At 72.1% G+C, this 18,343-nt stretch carries 17 protein-coding genes; 10 read left to right on the top strand and 7 right to left on the bottom strand.

Annotated elements, in window-relative coordinates:
• Window positions 1-47: 47 nt before the first annotated feature.
• Window positions 48-1,535, bottom strand: coding sequence for an aromatic amino acid ammonia-lyase (locus ACIA8D_RS31410; RefSeq protein WP_399237529.1), 1,488 nt, complete (start codon window positions 1,533-1,535; stop codon window positions 48-50).
• A 189-nt stretch (window positions 1,536-1,724) separates the two neighbouring features.
• Here ACIA8D_RS31410 and ACIA8D_RS31405 point away from each other — a divergent pair, with 189 nt between their 5' ends.
• Genes ACIA8D_RS31405 through ACIA8D_RS31380 form a run of 6 tightly spaced genes read left to right on the top strand, consistent with a single transcriptional unit; the run spans window position 1,725 to window position 7,017 of the window.
• Window positions 1,725-2,846 (top strand): ABC transporter ATP-binding protein, encoded by a 1,122-nt coding sequence (locus ACIA8D_RS31405; RefSeq protein ID WP_399237528.1) that lies wholly within the window; start codon window positions 1,725-1,727, stop codon window positions 2,844-2,846.
• Window positions 2,843-3,505, top strand: a complete 663-nt coding sequence (locus ACIA8D_RS31400; RefSeq protein WP_399237527.1) for an ABC transporter permease — start codon at window positions 2,843-2,845, stop codon at window positions 3,503-3,505. The genes ACIA8D_RS31405 and ACIA8D_RS31400 overlap by 4 nt, the downstream gene beginning before the upstream one ends.
• Before the next feature lie 7 nt (window positions 3,506-3,512).
• Window positions 3,513-4,190: an ABC transporter permease gene (locus tag ACIA8D_RS31395; protein WP_399237526.1), complete on the top strand. Its 678-nt coding sequence runs from the start codon at window positions 3,513-3,515 to the stop codon at window positions 4,188-4,190.
• A gap of 20 nt (window positions 4,191-4,210) precedes the next feature.
• Window positions 4,211-5,146, top strand: coding sequence for an ABC transporter substrate-binding protein (locus tag ACIA8D_RS31390; RefSeq protein ID WP_399237569.1), 936 nt, complete (start codon window positions 4,211-4,213; stop codon window positions 5,144-5,146).
• Between the two features lie 12 nt (window positions 5,147-5,158).
• Window positions 5,159-6,574 (top strand): purine-cytosine permease family protein, encoded by a 1,416-nt coding sequence (locus tag ACIA8D_RS31385; RefSeq protein ID WP_399237525.1) that lies wholly within the window; start codon window positions 5,159-5,161, stop codon window positions 6,572-6,574.
• A gap of 11 nt (window positions 6,575-6,585) precedes the next feature.
• Window positions 6,586-7,017: a hypothetical protein gene (locus tag ACIA8D_RS31380; protein WP_399237523.1), complete on the top strand. Its 432-nt coding sequence runs from the start codon at window positions 6,586-6,588 to the stop codon at window positions 7,015-7,017.
• 53 nt (window positions 7,018-7,070) lie between these two features.
• On the opposite strand, the gene ACIA8D_RS31375 is transcribed toward ACIA8D_RS31380, so the two are convergent.
• The 5 genes from ACIA8D_RS31375 to ACIA8D_RS31355 all read right to left on the bottom strand — a co-directional run bounded on the left by ACIA8D_RS31375 (window position 7,071) and on the right by ACIA8D_RS31355 (window position 10,777).
• Window positions 7,071-7,445 (bottom strand): hypothetical protein, encoded by a 375-nt coding sequence (locus tag ACIA8D_RS31375; protein WP_399237522.1) that lies wholly within the window; start codon window positions 7,443-7,445, stop codon window positions 7,071-7,073.
• 50 nt (window positions 7,446-7,495) lie between these two features.
• The gene (locus tag ACIA8D_RS31370; protein ID WP_399237521.1) at window positions 7,496-7,981 is read right to left on the bottom strand and encodes a roadblock/LC7 domain-containing protein; all 486 of its coding nucleotides are present in this window, start codon (window positions 7,979-7,981) and stop codon (window positions 7,496-7,498) included.
• A 56-nt stretch (window positions 7,982-8,037) separates the two neighbouring features.
• Window positions 8,038-8,796: a transcriptional regulator gene (locus ACIA8D_RS31365; RefSeq protein WP_399237520.1), complete on the bottom strand. Its 759-nt coding sequence runs from the start codon at window positions 8,794-8,796 to the stop codon at window positions 8,038-8,040.
• Window positions 8,793-9,206: a hypothetical protein gene (locus ACIA8D_RS31360; RefSeq protein ID WP_399237519.1), complete on the bottom strand. Its 414-nt coding sequence runs from the start codon at window positions 9,204-9,206 to the stop codon at window positions 8,793-8,795. Before ACIA8D_RS31360 ends, ACIA8D_RS31365 begins: the two co-directional genes overlap by 4 nt.
• A gap of 224 nt (window positions 9,207-9,430) precedes the next feature.
• On the bottom strand, window positions 9,431-10,777 hold the full coding sequence (locus ACIA8D_RS31355; protein WP_399237518.1) for an APC family permease: 1,347 nt from the start codon (window positions 10,775-10,777) through the stop codon (window positions 9,431-9,433).
• Between the two features lie 146 nt (window positions 10,778-10,923).
• Between ACIA8D_RS31355 and hutU the strand changes: the two genes are divergently transcribed.
• The 4 genes from hutU to hutI all read left to right on the top strand — a co-directional run bounded on the left by hutU (window position 10,924) and on the right by hutI (window position 16,507).
• A complete protein-coding gene (hutU, locus tag ACIA8D_RS31350) occupies window positions 10,924-12,582 on the top strand; it encodes a urocanate hydratase (RefSeq protein WP_399237517.1) in 1,659 nt (552 codons plus the stop codon).
• Between the two features lie 80 nt (window positions 12,583-12,662).
• On the top strand, window positions 12,663-13,865 hold the full coding sequence (locus tag ACIA8D_RS31345) for an allantoate amidohydrolase (protein ID WP_399237568.1): 1,203 nt from the start codon (window positions 12,663-12,665) through the stop codon (window positions 13,863-13,865).
• Window positions 13,862-15,199: a formimidoylglutamate deiminase gene (locus ACIA8D_RS31340; protein ID WP_399237516.1), complete on the top strand. Its 1,338-nt coding sequence runs from the start codon at window positions 13,862-13,864 to the stop codon at window positions 15,197-15,199. Before ACIA8D_RS31345 ends, ACIA8D_RS31340 begins: the two co-directional genes overlap by 4 nt.
• A 132-nt stretch (window positions 15,200-15,331) precedes the next feature.
• Window positions 15,332-16,507, top strand: a complete 1,176-nt coding sequence (gene hutI, locus ACIA8D_RS31335; RefSeq protein ID WP_399237515.1) for an imidazolonepropionase — start codon at window positions 15,332-15,334, stop codon at window positions 16,505-16,507.
• Between the two features lie 13 nt (window positions 16,508-16,520).
• On the opposite strand, the gene ACIA8D_RS31330 is transcribed toward hutI, so the two are convergent.
• Window positions 16,521-18,146 carry a ricin-type beta-trefoil lectin domain protein gene (locus tag ACIA8D_RS31330; protein WP_399237514.1) on the bottom strand — a complete coding sequence of 542 codons (1,626 nt, stop codon included), beginning with the start codon at window positions 18,144-18,146 and terminating at the stop codon, window positions 16,521-16,523.
• Window positions 18,147-18,343: the final 197 nt, after the last annotated feature.

Below are 18,343 nucleotides of genomic sequence, written 5' to 3'. Positions count from 1 at the left end.
GCACGCGGGCGGGGGCGCCAGGCCTTCGGGCCGGAAAGGCCCCCGCGTCACTGCTCGACGAACCGCTCCAGCAGGGCCGCCGCCCGCTCCACGTCCTGGGTCAGGGGCCGGTCCGCCACGTCGTCGGGAAGCTCCTGAGCCGCCAGCTCGAAGGCCCGCCCCACCGGGAGCTCCGCGTCCGGGTGCAGGTCGCGCAGCCGCAACGCCCTTACCGCCGCGACCAGTTCGCACCCGACGACCTGGCGGAACGCCGCGCAGGCGCGCAGGGTCTGGCGGGCCGCGAGGGAGGCGAAGCTGGCCTGCTCCTCGACGCCGCGCGAGAGGACCGCGTGGCCGAGGGACGCGGGGGCGGAGAAGGCGCGCAGGTCGGCGAGGGCGCCACCGGCGGCGTACTCCAGGATCATCACGCCGGACGAGGCCGCTTCGCCGTCCGCGAGGAATGGGCGCAGGCGGGTGAAGTTCGGCTCGTTGAGGGTGGACAGGCGGGACGTGGAGAGGCGGGCCACCTGGCTGATCGCGAGCCGGAAATGGTCCAGCGCGAGGGCGAGTTGGGCCATGTAGAAGCCGCCGTGGTGGTACGCCGCCATCTCCGTGTACGAGATCAGGGGGTTCTCCGCCGCGGCGTTGATCTCCACCGTGAGGACGTCCTCCAGGGCGTCCGCCGCGTCCTGCGCCGGGCCGTGGATCTGCGGCACGCAGCGGAAGCCGTACGGGTCCTGGATCCGGCCCAGCGGGGGCGTGGGGTGGTCGTCGGCGCCGAGAATCTCGCGCATCCGGGCCGCCACGTCGAAGGAGCCCCTGTGGCGGCGCGACTCGTGCACGGGCAGGGCGTACGCCTCGTAGGAGCCGTCGACCGCGAGCAGGCTGAGGGCCGCCACCAGGTTCGTCGCCGCCAGCAGGTCGCGCAGCTCGTGCAGGGCGAGGGCCGCCTGGCCGAGGGTGAGCGCGTTGGAGGAGATCAGGGCCAGGGCGTCGTTGTTGTCCAGGGGCTGCGGCTTGGGCGGGGTGCCCTTGCCGCGCCAGGGGTGCTCACCGGCCAGGGCCAGGCCCATCTGGGACAGCGGTGCGATGTCGCCGGTGCCGACCGAGCCGTGCTCGTTGACCGACGGGTATGCGCCCGCCTCCAGGGCCTCGCACAGGGCCGTGACGACCGTGGGGCGCAGGCCCGCGCCGCCGGCGAGCAGCTGGTTCGCGCGGACCGCGAGCATCGCCCGCACCTCGCGCTCGGGCAGCTCGTCGCCGATCGCGCCCGCGTGGCTGCGCAGTAGGCGCAGTCCGTGGTCGGCGGCGGCGTCGGTGGGCACGTCCTCGCTGCGGTTGGCGCCGACGCCGGTGGAGCGGCCGTAGACCCTGCCCCACGAGGCGATCTCCCGCGCCGCGTCCCAGGACTGCTCCACGCGCTTCATGGCGTCCGTGCCGGGGACCGGGCGGGCGCTCGCGTGGGCGAGGCGGACGACGTCGGCGACCGGGAGGCCGTGGCCGTCGAGCACGACGACCGGGTGGGCCGGGTCGACCGGGTGGGTCGAGTGGGACATCACGGGCATTTCCTCCTCAAAGGGTGATCAACGGTCGCCAGTGCCCCAAAAGGGCGTCCGCGTCTCACAGTTCGGGCCCGGTGGGGGGATTTACCGATGATTTACACGGAGGCATTGACAAGTTATTCACGCACCGAGAACTCTGCATGACGATATGCAGGACAGGCAAGAGGACTCCAGAGGCGCTCCATGATCCAGTTCGAAGCGGTCCACAAGCGATTCCCCAACGGCACGACAGCGGTGCATGAGCTCTCGCTCGACATGCCGGAAGGGGGCGTGACCGTCTTCGTCGGGTCGTCGGGCTGCGGCAAGACGACCAGCCTCCGGATGATCAACCGGATGGTCGAGCCCTCGTCGGGCACCATCCGGGTCGGCGGCCGCGATGTGCTGGAGCAGGACGCCGCCGAGCTGCGCCGCTCCATCGGGTACGTGATCCAGCAGGCGGGGCTCTTCCCGCATCGCACCGTGCTCGACAACGTCGCCACCGTGCCGCTGCTGCTCGGCTGGGGGCGCAGGAAGGCGCGGGCCGCGGCCGGCGAGCTGCTCGAGCGGGTCGGCCTCTCCGCCGAGATGGGCAAGCGGTATCCGCACCAGCTCTCCGGCGGGCAGCAGCAGCGGGTGGGGGTGGCGAGGGCGCTCGCGGCCGATCCGCCGGTGCTGCTGATGGACGAGCCGTTCGGGGCTGTGGACCCGGTTGTTCGTACTCAGCTTCAGGATGAACTGCTGCGGTTGCAGACCGAGTTGAGCAAGACCATTGTTTTTGTCACGCACGACATCGATGAGGCCGTGCGGCTCGGGGACCGGATCGCGGTGTTCCGGGAGGGCGGGCACCTGGTGCAGTGTGCTCCGCCGGAGGAGCTGTTGGCGCGGCCCGCCGACGAGTTCGTGGCGGACTTCCTGGGGGCCGAGCGGGGGCTCAAGTTGTTGTCGCTCAGCACGTTGGAGGGGGTCGCGCAGGGGGCTCCGCCGGAGGGGCTGGCGTGGGAGCTGGTGCTGGATGGTGCGCGGCGGCCGGTCGTCTGGCGTGAGCGGGAGGGTGGGGCGGAGGCTCCCGTGCGGGCGCTCCGCGATGGGGACTCGTTGTTGTCGGCGTTGAACGAGTCGGTGGCGTCGCCCGTGGGGTTGGTTGTTCGGGTGGACGGCGAGGGTGTGTTCACGGGGGTGTCGTCGCGGGACGACGTGCATGAGCGGTCCGGGCGGGCGCATCTTGATGCCCGGACGGGGCTGACGTCTCGGGGCTCTGCCCCGGACCCCGCGCCTCAATCGCCGGCGGGGCTTGGAAATGCCGAGCCGGCCGGAGGCGCCGCGTGAGCATCGACTGGTCCTGGATCGGGGAACACCAAGCCGATCTCGCCACCCTTGCCCTCTCGCACCTTCAAGCCGCCCTCAGCGCCGTGCTGTTCGGGCTGGTGATATCGCTGCCGTTGGCCGTCGTCGCGCATCGGGTGCGGGCCCTGCGCGGGTTTCTGCTCGGGATGTCGAACGTCCTGTTCACCATCCCGTCCATCGCGGTCTTCGTGCTGCTGCTGCCCGTCTCCGGGCTCACCCGCACCACCACCGTCATCGGGCTGACCATCTACACGCTCGTCGTCCTCCTGCGGAACACCGTCGAAGGCCTCGACTCCGTGCCCGCGAAGACGAAGGAGGCCGCGAAGGCCATGGGGACGCGGCCGATGCGGACCCTGCTCACCGTGGAGCTGCCGCTCGCGCTGCCCGTGATCATGGCGGGCGTACGGATCGCCACCGTGATGGCCATCTCGCTCGTGTCCGTGGCCACGTACATCGGCGACGGCGGGCTCGGTCAGCTGTTCACCGACGGGTTCCAGAGGAACTTCCCGACCCCCGTGATCGTCGGCGTCGTCCTGACCCTGCTGCTCGCGCTCGTCGCGGACGCGCTGCTCGTCGGCGTGCAGCGGCTGCTCACGCCGTGGGCCCGTACCCGTCCCCGTACTCGGACCCGGAAGGCCTGACCGCGCCATGTTCGAACTGTTCAAGAATCTCGGGGCCTGGCTGGTCAGCGGCGAGCAGTGGGGCGGCAGCGACGGCATCGCCACGCGTATCGCCGAGCACCTCCAGTACTCGCTGCTCGCCACGCTCGTCGCCGCCGCCATCGCCCTGCCGGTCGGGCTGCTCATCGGGCACACCGGGCGCGGCGCCTTCGTCGCCATCAACCTGTCGTCCTTCGGGCGGGCGCTGCCGACCGTGGGCCTGGTCGTGCTCGTGTTCCTGGCGAGCGGGCTCTCCATGTGGCCCGTCTACATCGCCCTCGTCGCGCTCGCGGTGCCGTCCATCGTGACGAATACGTACGCGGGCATGACCGCCGTCGACCCCGAGGTGCGGGACGCCGCGCGCGGGCAGGGCATGAAGGCCCACCAGGTGCTGTTCCAGGTCGAGTTGCCGCTCGCGCTGCCGCTGATCATGACCGGGCTCAGGCTCGCGCTCATCCAGGTCGTCGCCACCGCGACCATCGCCGCGTACGTGTCCTTCGGCGGGCTCGGCCGCTACGTCTTCGACGGACTCGCCCAGCGGGACCTGGTGCAGGTGCTCGGCGGGGCCGTGCTCGTCGCGGTCGTCGCCATCGTGCTCGACCTGGCGCTGTCCGGGTTGCAGCGGCTCCTCTTCCGTCACCGTCCCACCACTCTCAAGTCCGCCTAGGAGCGCGCCAGATGAGCACCATGAACCGACGTACTCTCCTCGGCGGACTGGCCGCCGCGGCCTCCGTACCCGCGCTCGCCGCCTGCTCCAGCGGCATCACCTCGCTCGACCAGCAGGGCGGCTCGGTCTCGGGCGGCGGGTCGAGCAAGAAGGGTGTCACCATCGGCACCGCCAACTTCACCGAGAACCAGGTGCTCGGGTACCTGTACGCGGCCGCGCTCGAAGCGGCCGGGGTGAAGACGAGCGTGCGGCCCAACCTCGGCACCCGCGAGATCCTCATCCCCGCACTCAAGGGCGGCGACATCGACCTGCTGCCCGAGTACCAGGGCGCGCTCCTGCACTACCTCGACGCCAAGTCGAAGGCCACCGAGGAGGGCGAGATGCAGAACGCCCTCGCCATGGTGCTCCCGGCGGGCCTGCAGATCCTCCCGTACGGGATGGCCGAGGACTCCGACGCGTTCGCGGTGACCCGCGAGACCGCGGACAAGTACGGGCTCAAGACGCTCGCCGACCTCGCGAAGCACAACGGGAAGCTCGTCATCGGCGCCGCCCCGGAGGTCAAGAAGCGGCAGGTCGGGGCCGTCGGCCTCAAGGACGTGTACGGCGTCGAGTTCAAGGAGTTCAAGTCCCTCGACTCCTCGGGGCCGTTGGTGAAGGGCGCCCTGAAGAAGGGCGATGTGGATGTGGCGAATCTGTTCACCACCGACACCGACATCGCCGCCAACCACTGGGTCGTCCTCGGCGACCCCAAGAACCTGGTCCCCGGTCAGCACGTCGTCCCGCTGATCGCCGACCGCAAGGCCGACTCGACCGTCCGCAAGGCACTGGCCCGCCTGGGCAACGTGCTGACGACCGAGGACCTCACCGAGCTCAACCGGCTCGTGGACAAGGACAAGAAGGACCCCGAGGACGTCGCGAACGACTACGCGCGCCGCCACGGGATCAGCAAGAAGTAAGGAGGCCATCGCATGGCCGCAGCGGTAGTGGAGAAGCACTCCATCGACGTGGTGCCGGACAGTGAGCGGCACGGCGGCGCGTTCAACCAGTTCACGCTCTGGCTCGGAGCGAACCTCCACATCACGGCCGTCGTCACCGGCGCCCTCGCCGTCGTCTTCGGCGGCGACGTGGTCTGGTCGCTGATCGGGCTCGTGCTCGGCAATCTGCTCGGCGGCGCCGTCATGGCACTGCACTCGGCGCAGGGGCCGAAGCTCGGGCTGCCCCAGATGATCCAGTCCAGGGCCCAGTTCGGCGTGAAGGGCGCCGTCGTCCCGCTGCTCCTCGTGATCCTGATGTACGTCGGGTTCTTCGCGAGCGGCACCGTGCTCGCCGGGCAGGCCACGGCGCAGCTGACGCACACGAACGACACCACCGGCATCATCGTCTTCGCACTCGTCACGGGCATCGTGGCGACGGTCGGCTACCGGGTCATCCACGTCCTCGGCCGGGTGGCGAGCATCGTGTGCGCGCTCGCCTTCGTCTACCTGGCCGTGCGGCTCTTCGACCGGGTCGACGTCGGCTCGCTGCTGTCCGACGCGCACTTCTCGCTGCCGATGTTCCTGCTCGCCGTCTCCCTGTCGGCCTCGTGGCAGCTCGCCTTCGGCCCGTACGTCGCCGACTACTCGCGCTATCTGCCGCGTACGACCAGCGGCAAGGCCACGTTCTGGTGGACGCTCGCGGGCTCCGCGCTCGGCTCGCAGTGGTCGATGGCGTTCGGTGTGCTCGTCGCGGCGAGTGCGGGCGAGAAGTTCATCGACAACCAGGTCGGGTACGTCGTCTCGCTCGGCGGGGCGGGGCTCGCCGCCTCGTTCTTCTACTTCGTGATCGCGCTCGGCAAGCTCACCGTCAACGTGCTCAACACGTACGGCGGCTTCATGTCGATGGTCACCGGCATCAGCGGGTTCCGCGGGCAGCGGGTCCTCTCGCAGCGCGGCCGGGCCCTATACATCGGCATCATCATGGTCGCGGGCACGGTGGTCGCGCTGGCCGGCAAGGACAGCTTCCTGACCTCGTTCAAGGACTTCCTGCTGTTCCTGCTGACGTTCTTCACGCCGTGGTCCGCGATCAACCTGGTCGACTACTACCTGATCTCGCGCGAGCGCTACGACATCCCGGCCCTCTTCGACGTGCACGGCCGCTACGGCGCCTGGCGCTGGGACGCGCTCGTGGTCTACGGGGTCGGGGTGCTCGCCCAGCTGCCGTTCCTGGCCACCGCCTTCTACACGGGCCCGTTCGTCGAGCCGCTCGGTGGCGCGGACGTGTCGTGGATCGTGGGCCTCGTCGTCCCCGCCGCCCTGTACTGGCTGCTCGCCCGGCGCCGTGCGGGGGAGTGGCCCAGTGCGAATACGGGGGACAGCCCTACTGCGGTGAAGGCCACCGCTCCGTAACGTCGAGCGGTATGGAAGCCCGCGAACGGCCACGCGACGCCGAACTCAAGAAGGAACTCGACGCCACCCTGCACGCGCGCAGGGAACTCGGCGACGAGTACGAGCCGGCGCTCGTCGATTCCTTCCTCGAAAAGGTCGAGCAGCGGCTCGACTCCGTCGTCGACCGCAGGGTGCGACGACAGCTGGCCGAGCACCGGATCACCGTGGCCCGCGGGGCCCGCGACTCCGGCGCCGAGAACTGGGGCGAGCGCTTCGGCTTCGCCGTGGTCTCGCTCGTCCTCGCCATCCCGCTGTCCGCGATCGCGGTCGTCAACGCCGGCCTGCCGGGACTCTTCGTGGCCTGGGCGGGGATCGTCGGCGTGAACGGGCTGCACGCGGTGCGGTGGGGGCCCGTCCGGCGACGTGAGCGCCGGGACCGCGAGGAGTCCGACTGGGAGGGGTAGCCGTGCGGGGCGCCGCGCCGCGCCGAGCCCGGTGCGGCGCCCCTGCGGCGTTCTCAGACGTCCAGCTCGGCCTCGATCTTCTTCAGCTGGTGGCGGGCCATCGCCAGATTGGCGCGGGACTTGTCCAGCACCAGGTACAGGAACAGACCGTTGCCACCGCGCCCCTTGAGCAGGCGGATCAGGTGGTACTGGCCGCCGAGCGTGATCAGGATGTCCTCGATCTCGTCCTGGATGCCCAGGTGCTCCATGGTGCGCAGCTTCGCGCGGACGACGTCGGTGTTGCCGGCCGCGGCGACCTCCAGGTCGAAGTTCTTGGAGCCGCCGATGGTGCCGAGGGCCATGCCGCTGGTGTAGTCGACAAGGGCCGCGGCGGAGGCGCCCTCGATGGACGCGAGGGCGTCCTTGAGGGCGGTGTCGGTGTTGGCCATGGTGATGGTTCCCTTCTTCGTACGTGGGTTGCGGGGCTTCGCGCGGCCGCTCAAGGCGTCGGCTGCGGCGGACTGGTGGGCCGGACCGGGAGGCCGGTCTCGGTGGTGGCCGTGGCGGCCGGTTTGCGGGCGCGGGCCCGGCCGCGGGACCGGGGCGCCGACTCCGCGGCGACGCCGACGAGTTCGCCGATCCGGGCCCCCGTGCGACGGCCTTCGAGGTGCAGCCGCCCGACGTTGGCCCGGTCCTCGGCGAGCACGGTGAGGACGGCCGCGTCCCCGGCCGCGTACGTCGCGATGTAGCCCTCGACGCCGCGCACCAGGAGTTCGCGGAAGGCGCCCTGCCCGGTGGCGTCGGCGAGGCGCTGCGCGACGCCCAGCGCGGACGCGGTCAGCGCGGCGACGCTCTCCGGTTCGACGCCCGGTGTGTCACCGGCGAGCACCAGGCCGTCGACGCTGGCGACGATCGCGCCCGTGAGCTGGGGGACGCGGACTCTCAACCGCTGTAGTTCGGCGAGGAGTTCGACCTCGTCGGCCATCGGAGGTCTCCTTTCGGTGCGCGGATCGGGGGAGCGCGAGGAGCGCAGCAGTCGTCTCACAGGGCCTCCAGGCCGGCCCGCAGCCGGTGCAGCAGGGCCACGTCGGGGCTGTCCACGGCGAGCTCCGGCGGCGGTACGGCGCGCGCGGGCGGCTCGGGGACCGCGGCCACGAGGCCGCCCGCGGCGAGCCGCCGCAGGTCGACGAGGGTGTGGAAGGCGGGCCTGCCCAGGGCGAGGGCGATCTGCGAGGCGGTGCGCGCCCCGTCGACGAGGTCGAGGACGCGGCGTCTGCGGGGCGGCACGGTGGGGCCGGGGCCCGCGATGCGGCTCAGCGGCGCCGTGTCGGTGTCCGGCTCGGGCCAGATCCGGCGCAGCAGCTCGCGGCGGCGCAGCGTCTCCCGCTCGACGGCCGCCACCGGCACCGGCCGCACCGTCCCGAACCAGTGCGAGGCGCCGTACCGGAACCGGCTCGGCCCGCTGCTCGGGGCGAGCGTGAAGTATGCGGCGTCGAACAGGGCGCCCAGATGGCACAGTTCGAGCGCCCCGTCGGTGAGCCGGCCCTGCTCGACGAGGTAGCGGCCCACCCGCTGCCGGGCCCCCGCCCGGTCCACGGCCTCCGACCACCGCTCGGCCTGCACGGCGCCGCCCGCGGTGAGCAGCACGTCCATGCCGGGCGTCGCGGGCGACTCGGCGTGCACGACCCGGCCGCCTTCGAGGTAGAGGGTGCCGTACTCGCGGATCAGGGCGCCGGTGGCCTGCTCGTCGGCGAGGCGGGTCAGCATCGGCGAGACCCCGGCGGATGCGGCGGTGCTCATCCCAGGACCAGCCGGTCGGCCATGTCCGCGAGCCGGATCCGGGCGAGCGCGAGGTTGCCCTCGGCGCGGTCCAGCCACAGGTGCACGAAGACGCTGCTGTCGAAGGTGGTCCGCACGAAGCGCAGCAGGTGGTAGCCGTCGCGGTTGGTGACGATGACGTCCTCTACGGGCGGCGCCTTGTCGGCCGCCGAACCGGGGGCCCAGTCGCTGCCGCCGGCCGGGGCGAAGGCCAGGTGTTCGGCGGCGAGCCGGGCCAGTTCGGCGGTCTCGGCGGCGCCCTCCTCGTGGTCCCCGTTGCGCGATTCGCCGACCGCGCCCAGGGCGAGCCCGCTGGTCCAGTCGACGACGGAGGCGCCGCGCGCGCCCGGCAGCCGCATGGCCTCCAGGAGGCACTCGTCGATTCCGGGCACCCCTGAACCTCCCCACCCGATCGCCACTTTGTGTGCCACTGGTGCACATGTGACGGTGACGCTACGCAACGTACGACGGCCAGGTGAGGCTTCTGGCATTTTCCGGTGGAACATTCGGCGGGGGCCTACAATTCGCCAACTGACCTCGAAGAAAGGCGCATTCAGGCCATCGCGGTGATCAATTGGTCATGTGAAGGCGGAGCGCCCGGAGTTGTGAAGATCGGTCAGTCGGCGGCGGCCTCCCCGCGCGTCCTCATCACCACCTTGTTCACGGCCCACAGTGCGATCCCGATGGCGACGAGCACGCCCGCCCGGATGTAGACCTCGGCGGGCCGGTCGGCGAGCGGGCTCGCGAGGATCAGCGCGGTGATCGCGCCGAGCACCGGAAGGGCCGTCGGCGCTCGGAAGTGCCGGTGGTCGACCCGGTCCTTGCGCAGCACGAGCACGGCGACGTTGACCACGGCGAACACGCACAGCAGCAGGAACGAGGTGGTGTCGCCGAGCCCCTCGATCTCCCCGGTCGACACGAGGCCGACGGCGAGCAGCGACACGAACACGATGCCGACGACGGGTGTGCGCCGCCCCGGCAGCACGCGGCCCATGGCGCGCGGCAGGATCCGCTCGTTGGCCATCCCGTAGCAGAGCCGCGAGGCCATCATGATGTTGATCAACGCCGAGTTGGTGACGGCGAACAGCGCGATCAGCGCGAAGAGCTTGTGCGGAAAGTCGACCCCACCGGCCTTCACCACTTCGAGCAGCGGCCCGCTCGACGACTCCAGGGCCTTGTGGTCGACGAGCAGCGAGGACACCAGCGCCACGAGCACGTAGATGGTGCCGGTGATGGCGACGCCCAGGAAGATCGCGCGGGGGAAGGTGCGGGTCGGGTCCTTGGTCTCCTCGGCCATGTTCACCGAGTCCTCGAACCCGACGAAGGCGAAGAAGCCCAGCGCCGTCGCCCCCAGCACCCCGGTCATCAGGGCGAACCCGGTGCCACCCGTGTCGATGTCGGTCAGCCGCGACGGCTCCCCACCGCCGGTCAGCACGGCGTACGCGCCGATGGCGAGGATCACGACCAGGCCGGTCAGCTCGACCAGGGTCAGCACCACGTTCGCCTTCACCGATTCGCTGACGCCCCGCAGGTTCAGGGCGGCGAGCGCGAGCACGAAGAGGATGGCGACCAGAGTGGGCGGCAGCGCGCCGCTCGTCAGCTCGCCGAGGTAGTCCCCGCTGAAGGCGCGGGCGGCGGCGCTCGCGGACGAGAGCCCCGAGCACATCACCATGAAGGCGACGATGAAGGTCAGGAACGGGACCTTGAACGCCTTCTGCGTGTAGAGCGCGGCGCCCGCCGCCTTCGGGTACTTGCCGACGAGCTCGACGTAGGAGGCCGCGGTGAGCAGCGCCACGACGAATCCGATCGCGAACGGCAGCCACAGTGCGCCGCCGACCTTGCCCGCGACCTTGCCGGTGGTCGCGTAGATCCCGGTGCCGAGGATGTCCCCGACCACGAAGAGGATCAGGAGTTTCGGGCCGATGGCCCGGTGCAGTGGGGTGTCGGCCGGCGCAGTCGTCACTGGATCTCCCGGGAGATGCGTAGGTGGTTGGCCGTGCGTAAGAGGTATGGATTCCCCCGATGCCCTCTTGACTAGACCTATTCACATCGCCAACATGTGAATAGAAGACTGAACAGCTGATGGATACGCACCCCAGGAGGCCGCAGATGTCAGGACCCCGCCCCGTACGAGCCCCGCGCGGCACCGAGCTGAACACCCTCGGGTGGCAGCAGGAGGGCGCCCTGCGGATGCTCATGAACAACCTCGACGGGGAGGTCGCCGAGCACCCCGACAAGCTCGTCGTGTACGGCGGCACGGGCAAGGCGGCCCGGTCCTGGGAGGCGTACGACGCGATCGTGCGCACGCTGAAGACGCTGAAGGCGGACGAGACCCTCCTCGTCCAGTCCGGCAAGCCGGTCGGCGTGCTGCGCACCAGCGAGTGGGCGCCGCGCGTGCTGCTGGCGAACTCCAACCTGGTCGGCGACTGGGCCAATTGGGAGGAGTTCCGCAAGCTGGAGGCCGAGGGCCTCATGATGTACGGCCAGATGACGGCCGGCTCCTGGATCTACATCGGCTCGCAGGGCATCGTCCAGGGCACCTACGAGACCTTCGGCGCGGTCGCCCGCAAGAAGTTCGACGGCACCCTCGCCGGGACCATCACCCTCACCGCCGGTGTCGGCGGCATGGGCGGCGCCCAGCCCCTCGCCATCACGATGAACGAGGGCGTCGCGATCTGCGTCGACGTCGACGAGACCCGCATCGACCGCCGCATCGGCACCCGCTACCTCGACGTGAAGGCCGACAACCTCGACCACGCCCTTGAGCTGGCGGTCCAGGCCCGCGACGAGCGTCGAGGCGTGTCCATCGGCGTCGTCGGCAACGCCGCGGAGGTCTTCCCGGAGCTGCTGCGCCGCGGCGCCCCCATCGACATCGTCACGGACCAGACCTCGGCCCACGACCCGCTGGCGTACCTGCCAGTCGGCATCTCCGTCGAGGACTGGGACAAGGAGCGCGAGGCGGACCCGGCCGGCTTCACCGAGAAGGCCCGCCAGTCGATGCGCCTGCACGTCGAGGCCATGGTCGGCTTCCTGGACGCGGGCGCCGAGGTCTTCGACTACGGCAACTCCATCCGCGACGAGGCCCGCAAGGCCGGCTACGACCGCGCCTTCGACTTCCCCGGCTTCGTGCCCGCGCACATCCGCCCCCTCTTCGAGGAGGGCCTCGGCCCGTTCCGCTGGGCCGCGCTGTCCGGCGACCCGGAGGACATCGCCAAGACGGACAAGGCGATCAAGGAACTCTTCCCGGAGAACAAGCACCTGCACCGCTGGCTCGACATGGCCGCGGACCGCATCGCCTTCGAGGGCCTCCCCGCGCGCATCTGCTGGCTCGGCTACGGCGAGCGCCACCTGGCGGGCCTCAAGTTCAACGAGATGGTGGCCAGCGGCGAGCTGTCCGCCCCGGTCGCCATCGGCCGCGACCACCTCGACTCCGGCTCGGTCGCATCCCCGTACCGCGAGACGGAGGCCATGAAGGACGGCTCCGACGCGATCGCCGACTGGCCGCTCCTGAACGCCCTGGTCAACACCGCCTCCGGCGCGTCCTGGGTCTCCCTCCACCACGGCGGCGGCGTCGGTATGGGCCGCTCCATCCACGCGGGCCAGGTCTGCGTCGCGGACGGCACGGAGCTCGCTGCCGCGAAGATCGAGCGGGTGCTGACGAACGACCCGGCGATGGGCGTCATCCGCCACGTGGACGCGGGCTACGAGCACGCGGCCAATGTCGCGGCCGAGCGCGGCGTGCGGGTTCCGATGACGGAGGGCGAGTGACGGCCTCGGGGCTCCGCCCCGGACCCCGCTCCTCAAACGCCGGAGGGGCTGGATATTCGGTGCAGCCCAGCTTCACGGAGATGTGGCGCGACCTGCTCCCCATCGGCCGGAACCGGGAGAGCGGCGGATACCGCCGCCACGCCTGGACCGGCGCCGACGCCGACTGCCGCACCTGGTTCAAGGCGCAGGCCGAATCCCGCGGACTGACCTACGAACTGGACCGCAACGGCAACCAGTGGGCCTGGCTCGGCGACCCGGAAGCCGGCGACGCCGTCGTCACCGGCTCCCACCTGGACTCCGTCCCCGACGGCGGCGCCTTCGACGGCCCCCTCGGCGTCGTCTCCTCCTTCGCGGCGCTCGACGAACTCCGCCGGAGGGGAGCGGAGTTCACCAAGCCGCTCGCGATCACCAACTTCGGCGACGAGGAAGGCGCCCGCTTCGGCCTCGCCTGCGTCGGCTCCCGCCTCACCGCGGGCGTCCTCACCCCCGAGGCGGCCCACAAGCTCACGGACGCCGACGGCATCACCCTCCCCAGGGCGATGGAGCGTGCGGGCTACGACCCGGACGCGATCGGCGCCGACCGCGAACGCCTCGACCGCATCGGCGCGTTCATCGAGCTGCACGTGGAACAGGGCAGGGCCCTGGACCTGTCCGGCGACGCCATCGGCATCGCGAGCTCCATCTGGCCGCACGGCCGCTGGCGCTTCGACTTCCGGGGCGAGGCCAACCACGCGGGCACGACCCGCCTGGTCGACCGCCGCGACCCGATGCTGTCCTACGCGGAGACGGTCCTCGCGGCCCGCCGCGAGTCCCAACTCGCGGGCGCGGTCGCCACGTTCGGCAAGATCTCCGTCGAGCCGAACGGCGTCAATGCGATCCCCTCCCTCGTACGGGGCTGGCTCGACTCCCGCGCCGCCGACCAGGAGTCCCTGGACGCGACGGTCAACGGCGTCGAGAAGGCGGCCCGCGAGTACGCGGAGGCGCACGGCATCGATGTGTCGCTGACCCGTGAGTCGTTCACGCCGATCGTCGAGTTCGACGACGCGCTGCGCGACGAGCTCGGCCGCATCCTCGGCAGGGACACCGACCTGAAGGTCCCCGTGCTCGGAACGGGAGCGGGACACGACGCGGGAATCCTCGCCCAGTCGATCCCCACCGCCATGCTGTTCGTACGCAACCCGACGGGCGTCTCGCACTCCCCGGCCGAGTCCGCGGCCGAGGACGACTGCCTGGAAGGGGTGCGCGCACTGGCCGACGTACTGGAAGGGCTGGCCTGCAAGTGACGACGACGTACTGGTTGGAACACGCCTGGCTCGGCACGCATGTCGAGCCAGGCGTGGCCGTGGACGTGTCGGACGAGGGCCGCTTCACGGCGGTCCGCACGGGCGTCGCGACGCCCCCGCCCGGCGCGACCGCGCTGCGCGGACTGACCGTCCCCGGCCTCGCCAACGCCCACAGCCACGCCTTCCACCGGGCGCTCCGCTCGACCGTGCAGGTCGGTTCGGGGACGTTCTGGACGTGGCGCGAGGTCATGTACTCGGTGGCCGACCGCCTCACCCCGGACTCGTACCACGCGCTGGCGCGGGCGGTGTACGCCGAGATGGCGCTCGCGGGCATCACGGCGGTGGGCGAGTTCCACTACCTCCACCACGCCCCCGGCGGCACCCCGTACGCCGACCCGAACGCGATGGGCGAGGCGCTGATCGCGGCGGCGGACGAGGCCGGCATCCGGATCACGCTGCTCGACACGGCGTACCTGTCCTCCGGCTTCGGCAAGGCGCCGGACCACCACCAGCAGCGGTTCAGTGACGGCACCGCCGAGGCGTGGGCCGAGCGGGCGTCGCTGCTCAAGGAGCGGCCCGGCGTACGGATCGGCGCGGCGGTGCACTCCGTGCGCGCGGTCCCGGCGGCGCAGCTGTCGACGGTCGCCGAGTGGGCGTCGGCCCGCAGCGCGCCCCTCCACGTGCACCTCTCCGAGCAGACGGCGGAGAACGACGCGTGCCAGGCGGCGCACGGCTGCACGCCGACCCAACTCCTCTCGGACAACGGTGTGTTGAGCGCCCGCACGACGGGTGTGCACAACACGCACCTCACGGACGCCGACATCGCGCTCCTCGGCGGCTCGGGCACGGGAACGTGCATGTGCCCGACCACCGAGCGCGACCTGGCCGACGGCATCGGCCCGGCGCCGCGCCTCCAGGCGGCGGGCTCCCCGCTCTCCCTGGGCTCCGACAGCCACGCGGTGATCGACCTCTTCGAGGAGGCGCGCGCGATGGAGCTGAACGAACGCCTGCGGTCCCGCACCCGCGGCCACTGGACGGCGGCGGCCCTGCTCCGCGCGGCCTCCGCCGACGGCCACGCCTCCCTCGGCTGGGACGACGCGGGCGTCATCGAGCCGGGCGCGGTCGCGGACCTGGTCACGATCCGCCTCGACTCCGTCCGCACGGCGGGCCCCGAACCCCGCTTCGGCGCGGAGACGGCCGTCTTCGCGGCGACCGCGGCGGACGTCTCCGACGTGGTGACGGGCGGCCGGGTGACGGTCCGCGACGGCGAACACGTCCGGGTGGGCGACGTGGCGGGCGCCCTGACGGAAGCGATCAGCGCACTGCACCAATAACAAGCCCCGCCGGCGATTGAGGCGCGGGGCCCGGGGCAGAGCCCCGCGACCTCAACCACGGGCGCGAAGCGCCAACTTTCGGGAAGGGGCGGGTTGGGGAGAAGAGTTCCCACCCGCCCACGGAGAGGACCCATGACGAACCGCACGACGGCCATCACCAACATCGGCACCCTGGTCACGAACGACCCGACCATCGGCGAGGGCCCCCTCGGCCAGATCCACAACGCCGCCCTGGTCATCGAGAACGACAAGATCGCCTGGGCGGGCCCGACGGCCAAGGCCCCCGCGGCCGACACCACCCACGACGCGGCGGGCCGCGCCGTCATCCCCGGCTTCGTCGACTCCCACTCCCACCTCGTCTTCGCGGGCGACCGCACCGCCGAGTTCAACGCTCGCATGTCGGGCCAGAGCTACTCCGCGGGCGGCATCCGCACCACGGTCGCGGCGACCCGTGCGGCCACGGACGACGCCCTGGAAGCGAACCTCAAGCAGCACCTCGCCGAGGCCCTCCGCCAGGGCACGACCACGTTCGAGACGAAGTCCGGCTACGGCCTCACCGTCCAGGACGAGGAACGCGCCCTGCGCATCGCGGCGGCCCACACCGACGAGGTCACGTACCTCGGCGCCCACATCGTGTCCCCGGACTACGCGGAGGACCCGGCGGCGTACGTGGACCTGGTCACCGGCGAGATGCTGGACGCCTGCGCCCCGCACGCCCGCTGGGTCGACGTCTTCTGCGAGAAGGGCGCCTTCGACGGCGACCAGGCCCGCGCGATCCTCACGGCGGGCAAGGCCAAGGGCCTGCTGCCCCGCATCCACGCGAACCAGCTGTCGTACGGCCCCGGTGTCCAGCTCGCGGTCGAGGTGGACGCGGCCTCGGCCGACCACTGCACGCACCTCACGGACGCGGACGTGGACGCGCTGGCGCAGGGCAACACAGTGGCCACCCTCCTCCCCGGCGCCGAGTTCTCCACCCGCGCCGAGTGGCCGAACGCCCGCCGCCTGATCGACGCGGGCGCGACGGTGGCCCTGTCGACGGACTGCAACCCGGGCTCGTCCTACACGTCCTCGGTGCCCTTCTGCATCGCCCTGGCCGTACGGGACATGGGCATGACCCCCGACGAGGCCCTCTGGTCGGCGACGGCGGGCGGCGCCAAGGCCCTGCGCCGCACGGACGTCGGCCACCTCTCGCCGGGCGCCCGCGCCGACCTGACCTTCCTGGACGCCCCGAGCCACGTCCACTTCGCGTACCGCCCGGGCGTCCCGCTGGTCTCGGAGGTGTGGCGCCGCGGCGAGCGAGCCGCCTGAGCCGGCGCGGCGGTTACAGGCTCCGGCCCGCCCGCCACCGCTGTGTGTCGTCCCCACCGTGGAACTTGCGCTGCCCGAGGCGGAAGGACCCGTCATCGAGCGGAGTGACGGCGGCCTTCCAGTCCGTGCCGGGGCGGATCGAGCCGTCGCCGTGCACGGAGAAGGCCAGGTTCGCCCCGTGGGTGTCGTCGTCGACGGCCGCGCAGTGCCACAGGCCGATCGTGCGGTCGGTGTCGCCGCGGTTGTCCAGGCAGAAGTCGGGGTTGGCCGCGGACTGCACGACGCCGCGGGACGCGTCCACGCGCCACTGCTGGCTGCCCGTGCGGTCGCACTGCACGGCCACGACGTCGTCGCCGTCCGCCAAGGGCGTGCGGGAGACGTCCAGGCACCGGCCGGAGGCGACGTCGACCACCTCCGCGTAGTCCTCGCCGGGCGCGCGGAAGCGCGGCGGCTTCGGCTCGTGGGCGGACGCGGACGGCTTCGCGCTCGGCGTGGCCCGTGAGGGCGGCGGCACCGTGACCGTCTCCGTGCTGCGCGCGGTCGTCGTCGCGGTGGCGGTCGACGTGGTCGTCGTGGTGGCCGTCGTCGTCGCCGTGACCGTCACCCGGACCGGCGGCGGCGTCGACGGCGTGGCACCCATCCCCTGACCCACCGCCGACAGATCGGGGCGGCCCTCCGTCAGCGTCAGGATCAGCAGCGGTACGAGCGCCACCCCGACCGCCGCCGAGGCGAGCGCGAAGCCCGTCGGAGTCGCGCGCACGGGCGTGCGGCGCCGGGGCGCCTTCCGGCGGTCGGCCCTCGTCGGCGGCTTCGCGCGGTGACGGCGCGGGGCGGCGGCCCGCGCCGCAGGAGCCGGGACCGTCGGCGCCGTGGCGGGCGCGTCGGTCAGCAGGTAGTCCGTGCCGCCCCACGGCAGCAGCCCCTCCGCGAGCGCGCGCCGCGGGTCGTCCCGCAGGGCCGTCAGCTCCAGGTACGCGGCGGTGCAGCTCGGGCAGCGGGCGAGGTGCGCGTCCAGGTCGGCGGTGCCGCGCGGGCGGCCGGGTCTCGTGGCTCCCTCGATGAGACGCCCGTAGGCCCGGCAGTGCGTGCCCTGCCGCGCGGCGAGGCAGGCGCCGCGTAGGGCATCGAGCGCCGCGCCCCGCGCCTGCGCCACCTCCCGTGCGGGCGCGCCGGTGACGATGCCGGTGGCGGCGTCCGAGTCCCCGTCCACCACGGAGTGCCACAGCAGGGTCTGGGTGCGCGGCGGCAGCGTATGGAAGGCGGCGAGCAGCGCCGGCGGGCGGTGGGCGTCAGGAGCGCCGAGGGCGCCCAGGAGGCCGGGAGCGAGGCGCGCGCGGCGCTCGTCGGCCGCCCACTCGACCGCGGTGCGGTGGACCAGCAGCAGCGCGTGGTGGCGCCAGGAGCCGCGCGGTTCGGCGCCGCGCGCGACCTCGCGTGCGGCGCGGGCGAAGGCCTGCGCGCCCAACTGCCGCGCGGTGTCCGGGTCGCCGGCGCACACCCGTGCGTAGGCGAGGAGCGCGTGCCGGTGCCTGCCGCGCAGCTCGCCGAGCGCCGGGTACGCGGTCGCGGTGTCGGCCCGCAGCAGGGCGACGAGCCGGTGGTCGGGCGCCGTGGCATGGGCGCCGCCGTTCGCAGACACCGTGTCCTCCTGTCACCGGGGCCCAGATGGGTGCTCATAGTGGTGCAGGGGAGGGGGTACGGAAAGGTGTTTCTCTCGGTAACGGGGTGCCTGGAGGCGGGAGTTGGCGCGAAAACACCGAGGGGGCCGACCGTGCTTACGGTCGGCCCCCTCGACGTGACAGGGCGTTACAGGTGTTGCGGGTGATGCGGGTGTTG

The sequence above is a fragment of the Streptomyces sp. NPDC051684 genome (assembly GCF_044453445.1).
GTDB lineage: Bacteria > Actinomycetota > Actinomycetes > Streptomycetales > Streptomycetaceae > Streptomyces.
The sequence above is the reverse complement of the archived record's forward strand: the minus strand, read 5'-3'. Positions and strand labels throughout refer to the sequence as shown.

What these genes read in the sequence shown, in the direction of transcription:
- ACIA8D_RS31345 (WP_399237568.1), top strand. Translation starts at nt 12,663, where the DNA reads ATGTGGCGCGACCTGCTCCCCATCGGCCGGAACCGGGAGAGCGGCGGA.
- ACIA8D_RS31365 (WP_399237520.1), bottom strand. Translation starts at nt 8,796, where the DNA reads ATGAGCACCGCCGCATCCGCCGGGGTCTCGCCGATGCTGACCCGCCTC.
- ACIA8D_RS31405 (WP_399237528.1), top strand. Translation starts at nt 1,725, where the DNA reads ATGATCCAGTTCGAAGCGGTCCACAAGCGATTCCCCAACGGCACGACA.
- ACIA8D_RS31385 (WP_399237525.1), top strand. Translation starts at nt 5,159, where the DNA reads ATGGCCGCAGCGGTAGTGGAGAAGCACTCCATCGACGTGGTGCCGGAC.
- ACIA8D_RS31380 (WP_399237523.1), top strand. Translation starts at nt 6,586, where the DNA reads ATGGAAGCCCGCGAACGGCCACGCGACGCCGAACTCAAGAAGGAACTC.
- ACIA8D_RS31410 (WP_399237529.1), bottom strand. Translation starts at nt 1,535, where the DNA reads ATGTCCCACTCGACCCACCCGGTCGACCCGGCCCACCCGGTCGTCGTG.
- hutI (WP_399237515.1), top strand. Translation starts at nt 15,332, where the DNA reads ATGACGAACCGCACGACGGCCATCACCAACATCGGCACCCTGGTCACG.
- ACIA8D_RS31390 (WP_399237569.1), top strand. Translation starts at nt 4,211, where the DNA reads ATGAACCGACGTACTCTCCTCGGCGGACTGGCCGCCGCGGCCTCCGTA.
- ACIA8D_RS31370 (WP_399237521.1), bottom strand. Translation starts at nt 7,981, where the DNA reads ATGGCCGACGAGGTCGAACTCCTCGCCGAACTACAGCGGTTGAGAGTC.
- ACIA8D_RS31395 (WP_399237526.1), top strand. Translation starts at nt 3,513, where the DNA reads ATGTTCGAACTGTTCAAGAATCTCGGGGCCTGGCTGGTCAGCGGCGAG.
- ACIA8D_RS31375 (WP_399237522.1), bottom strand. Translation starts at nt 7,445, where the DNA reads ATGGCCAACACCGACACCGCCCTCAAGGACGCCCTCGCGTCCATCGAG.
- hutU (WP_399237517.1), top strand. Translation starts at nt 10,924, where the DNA reads ATGTCAGGACCCCGCCCCGTACGAGCCCCGCGCGGCACCGAGCTGAAC.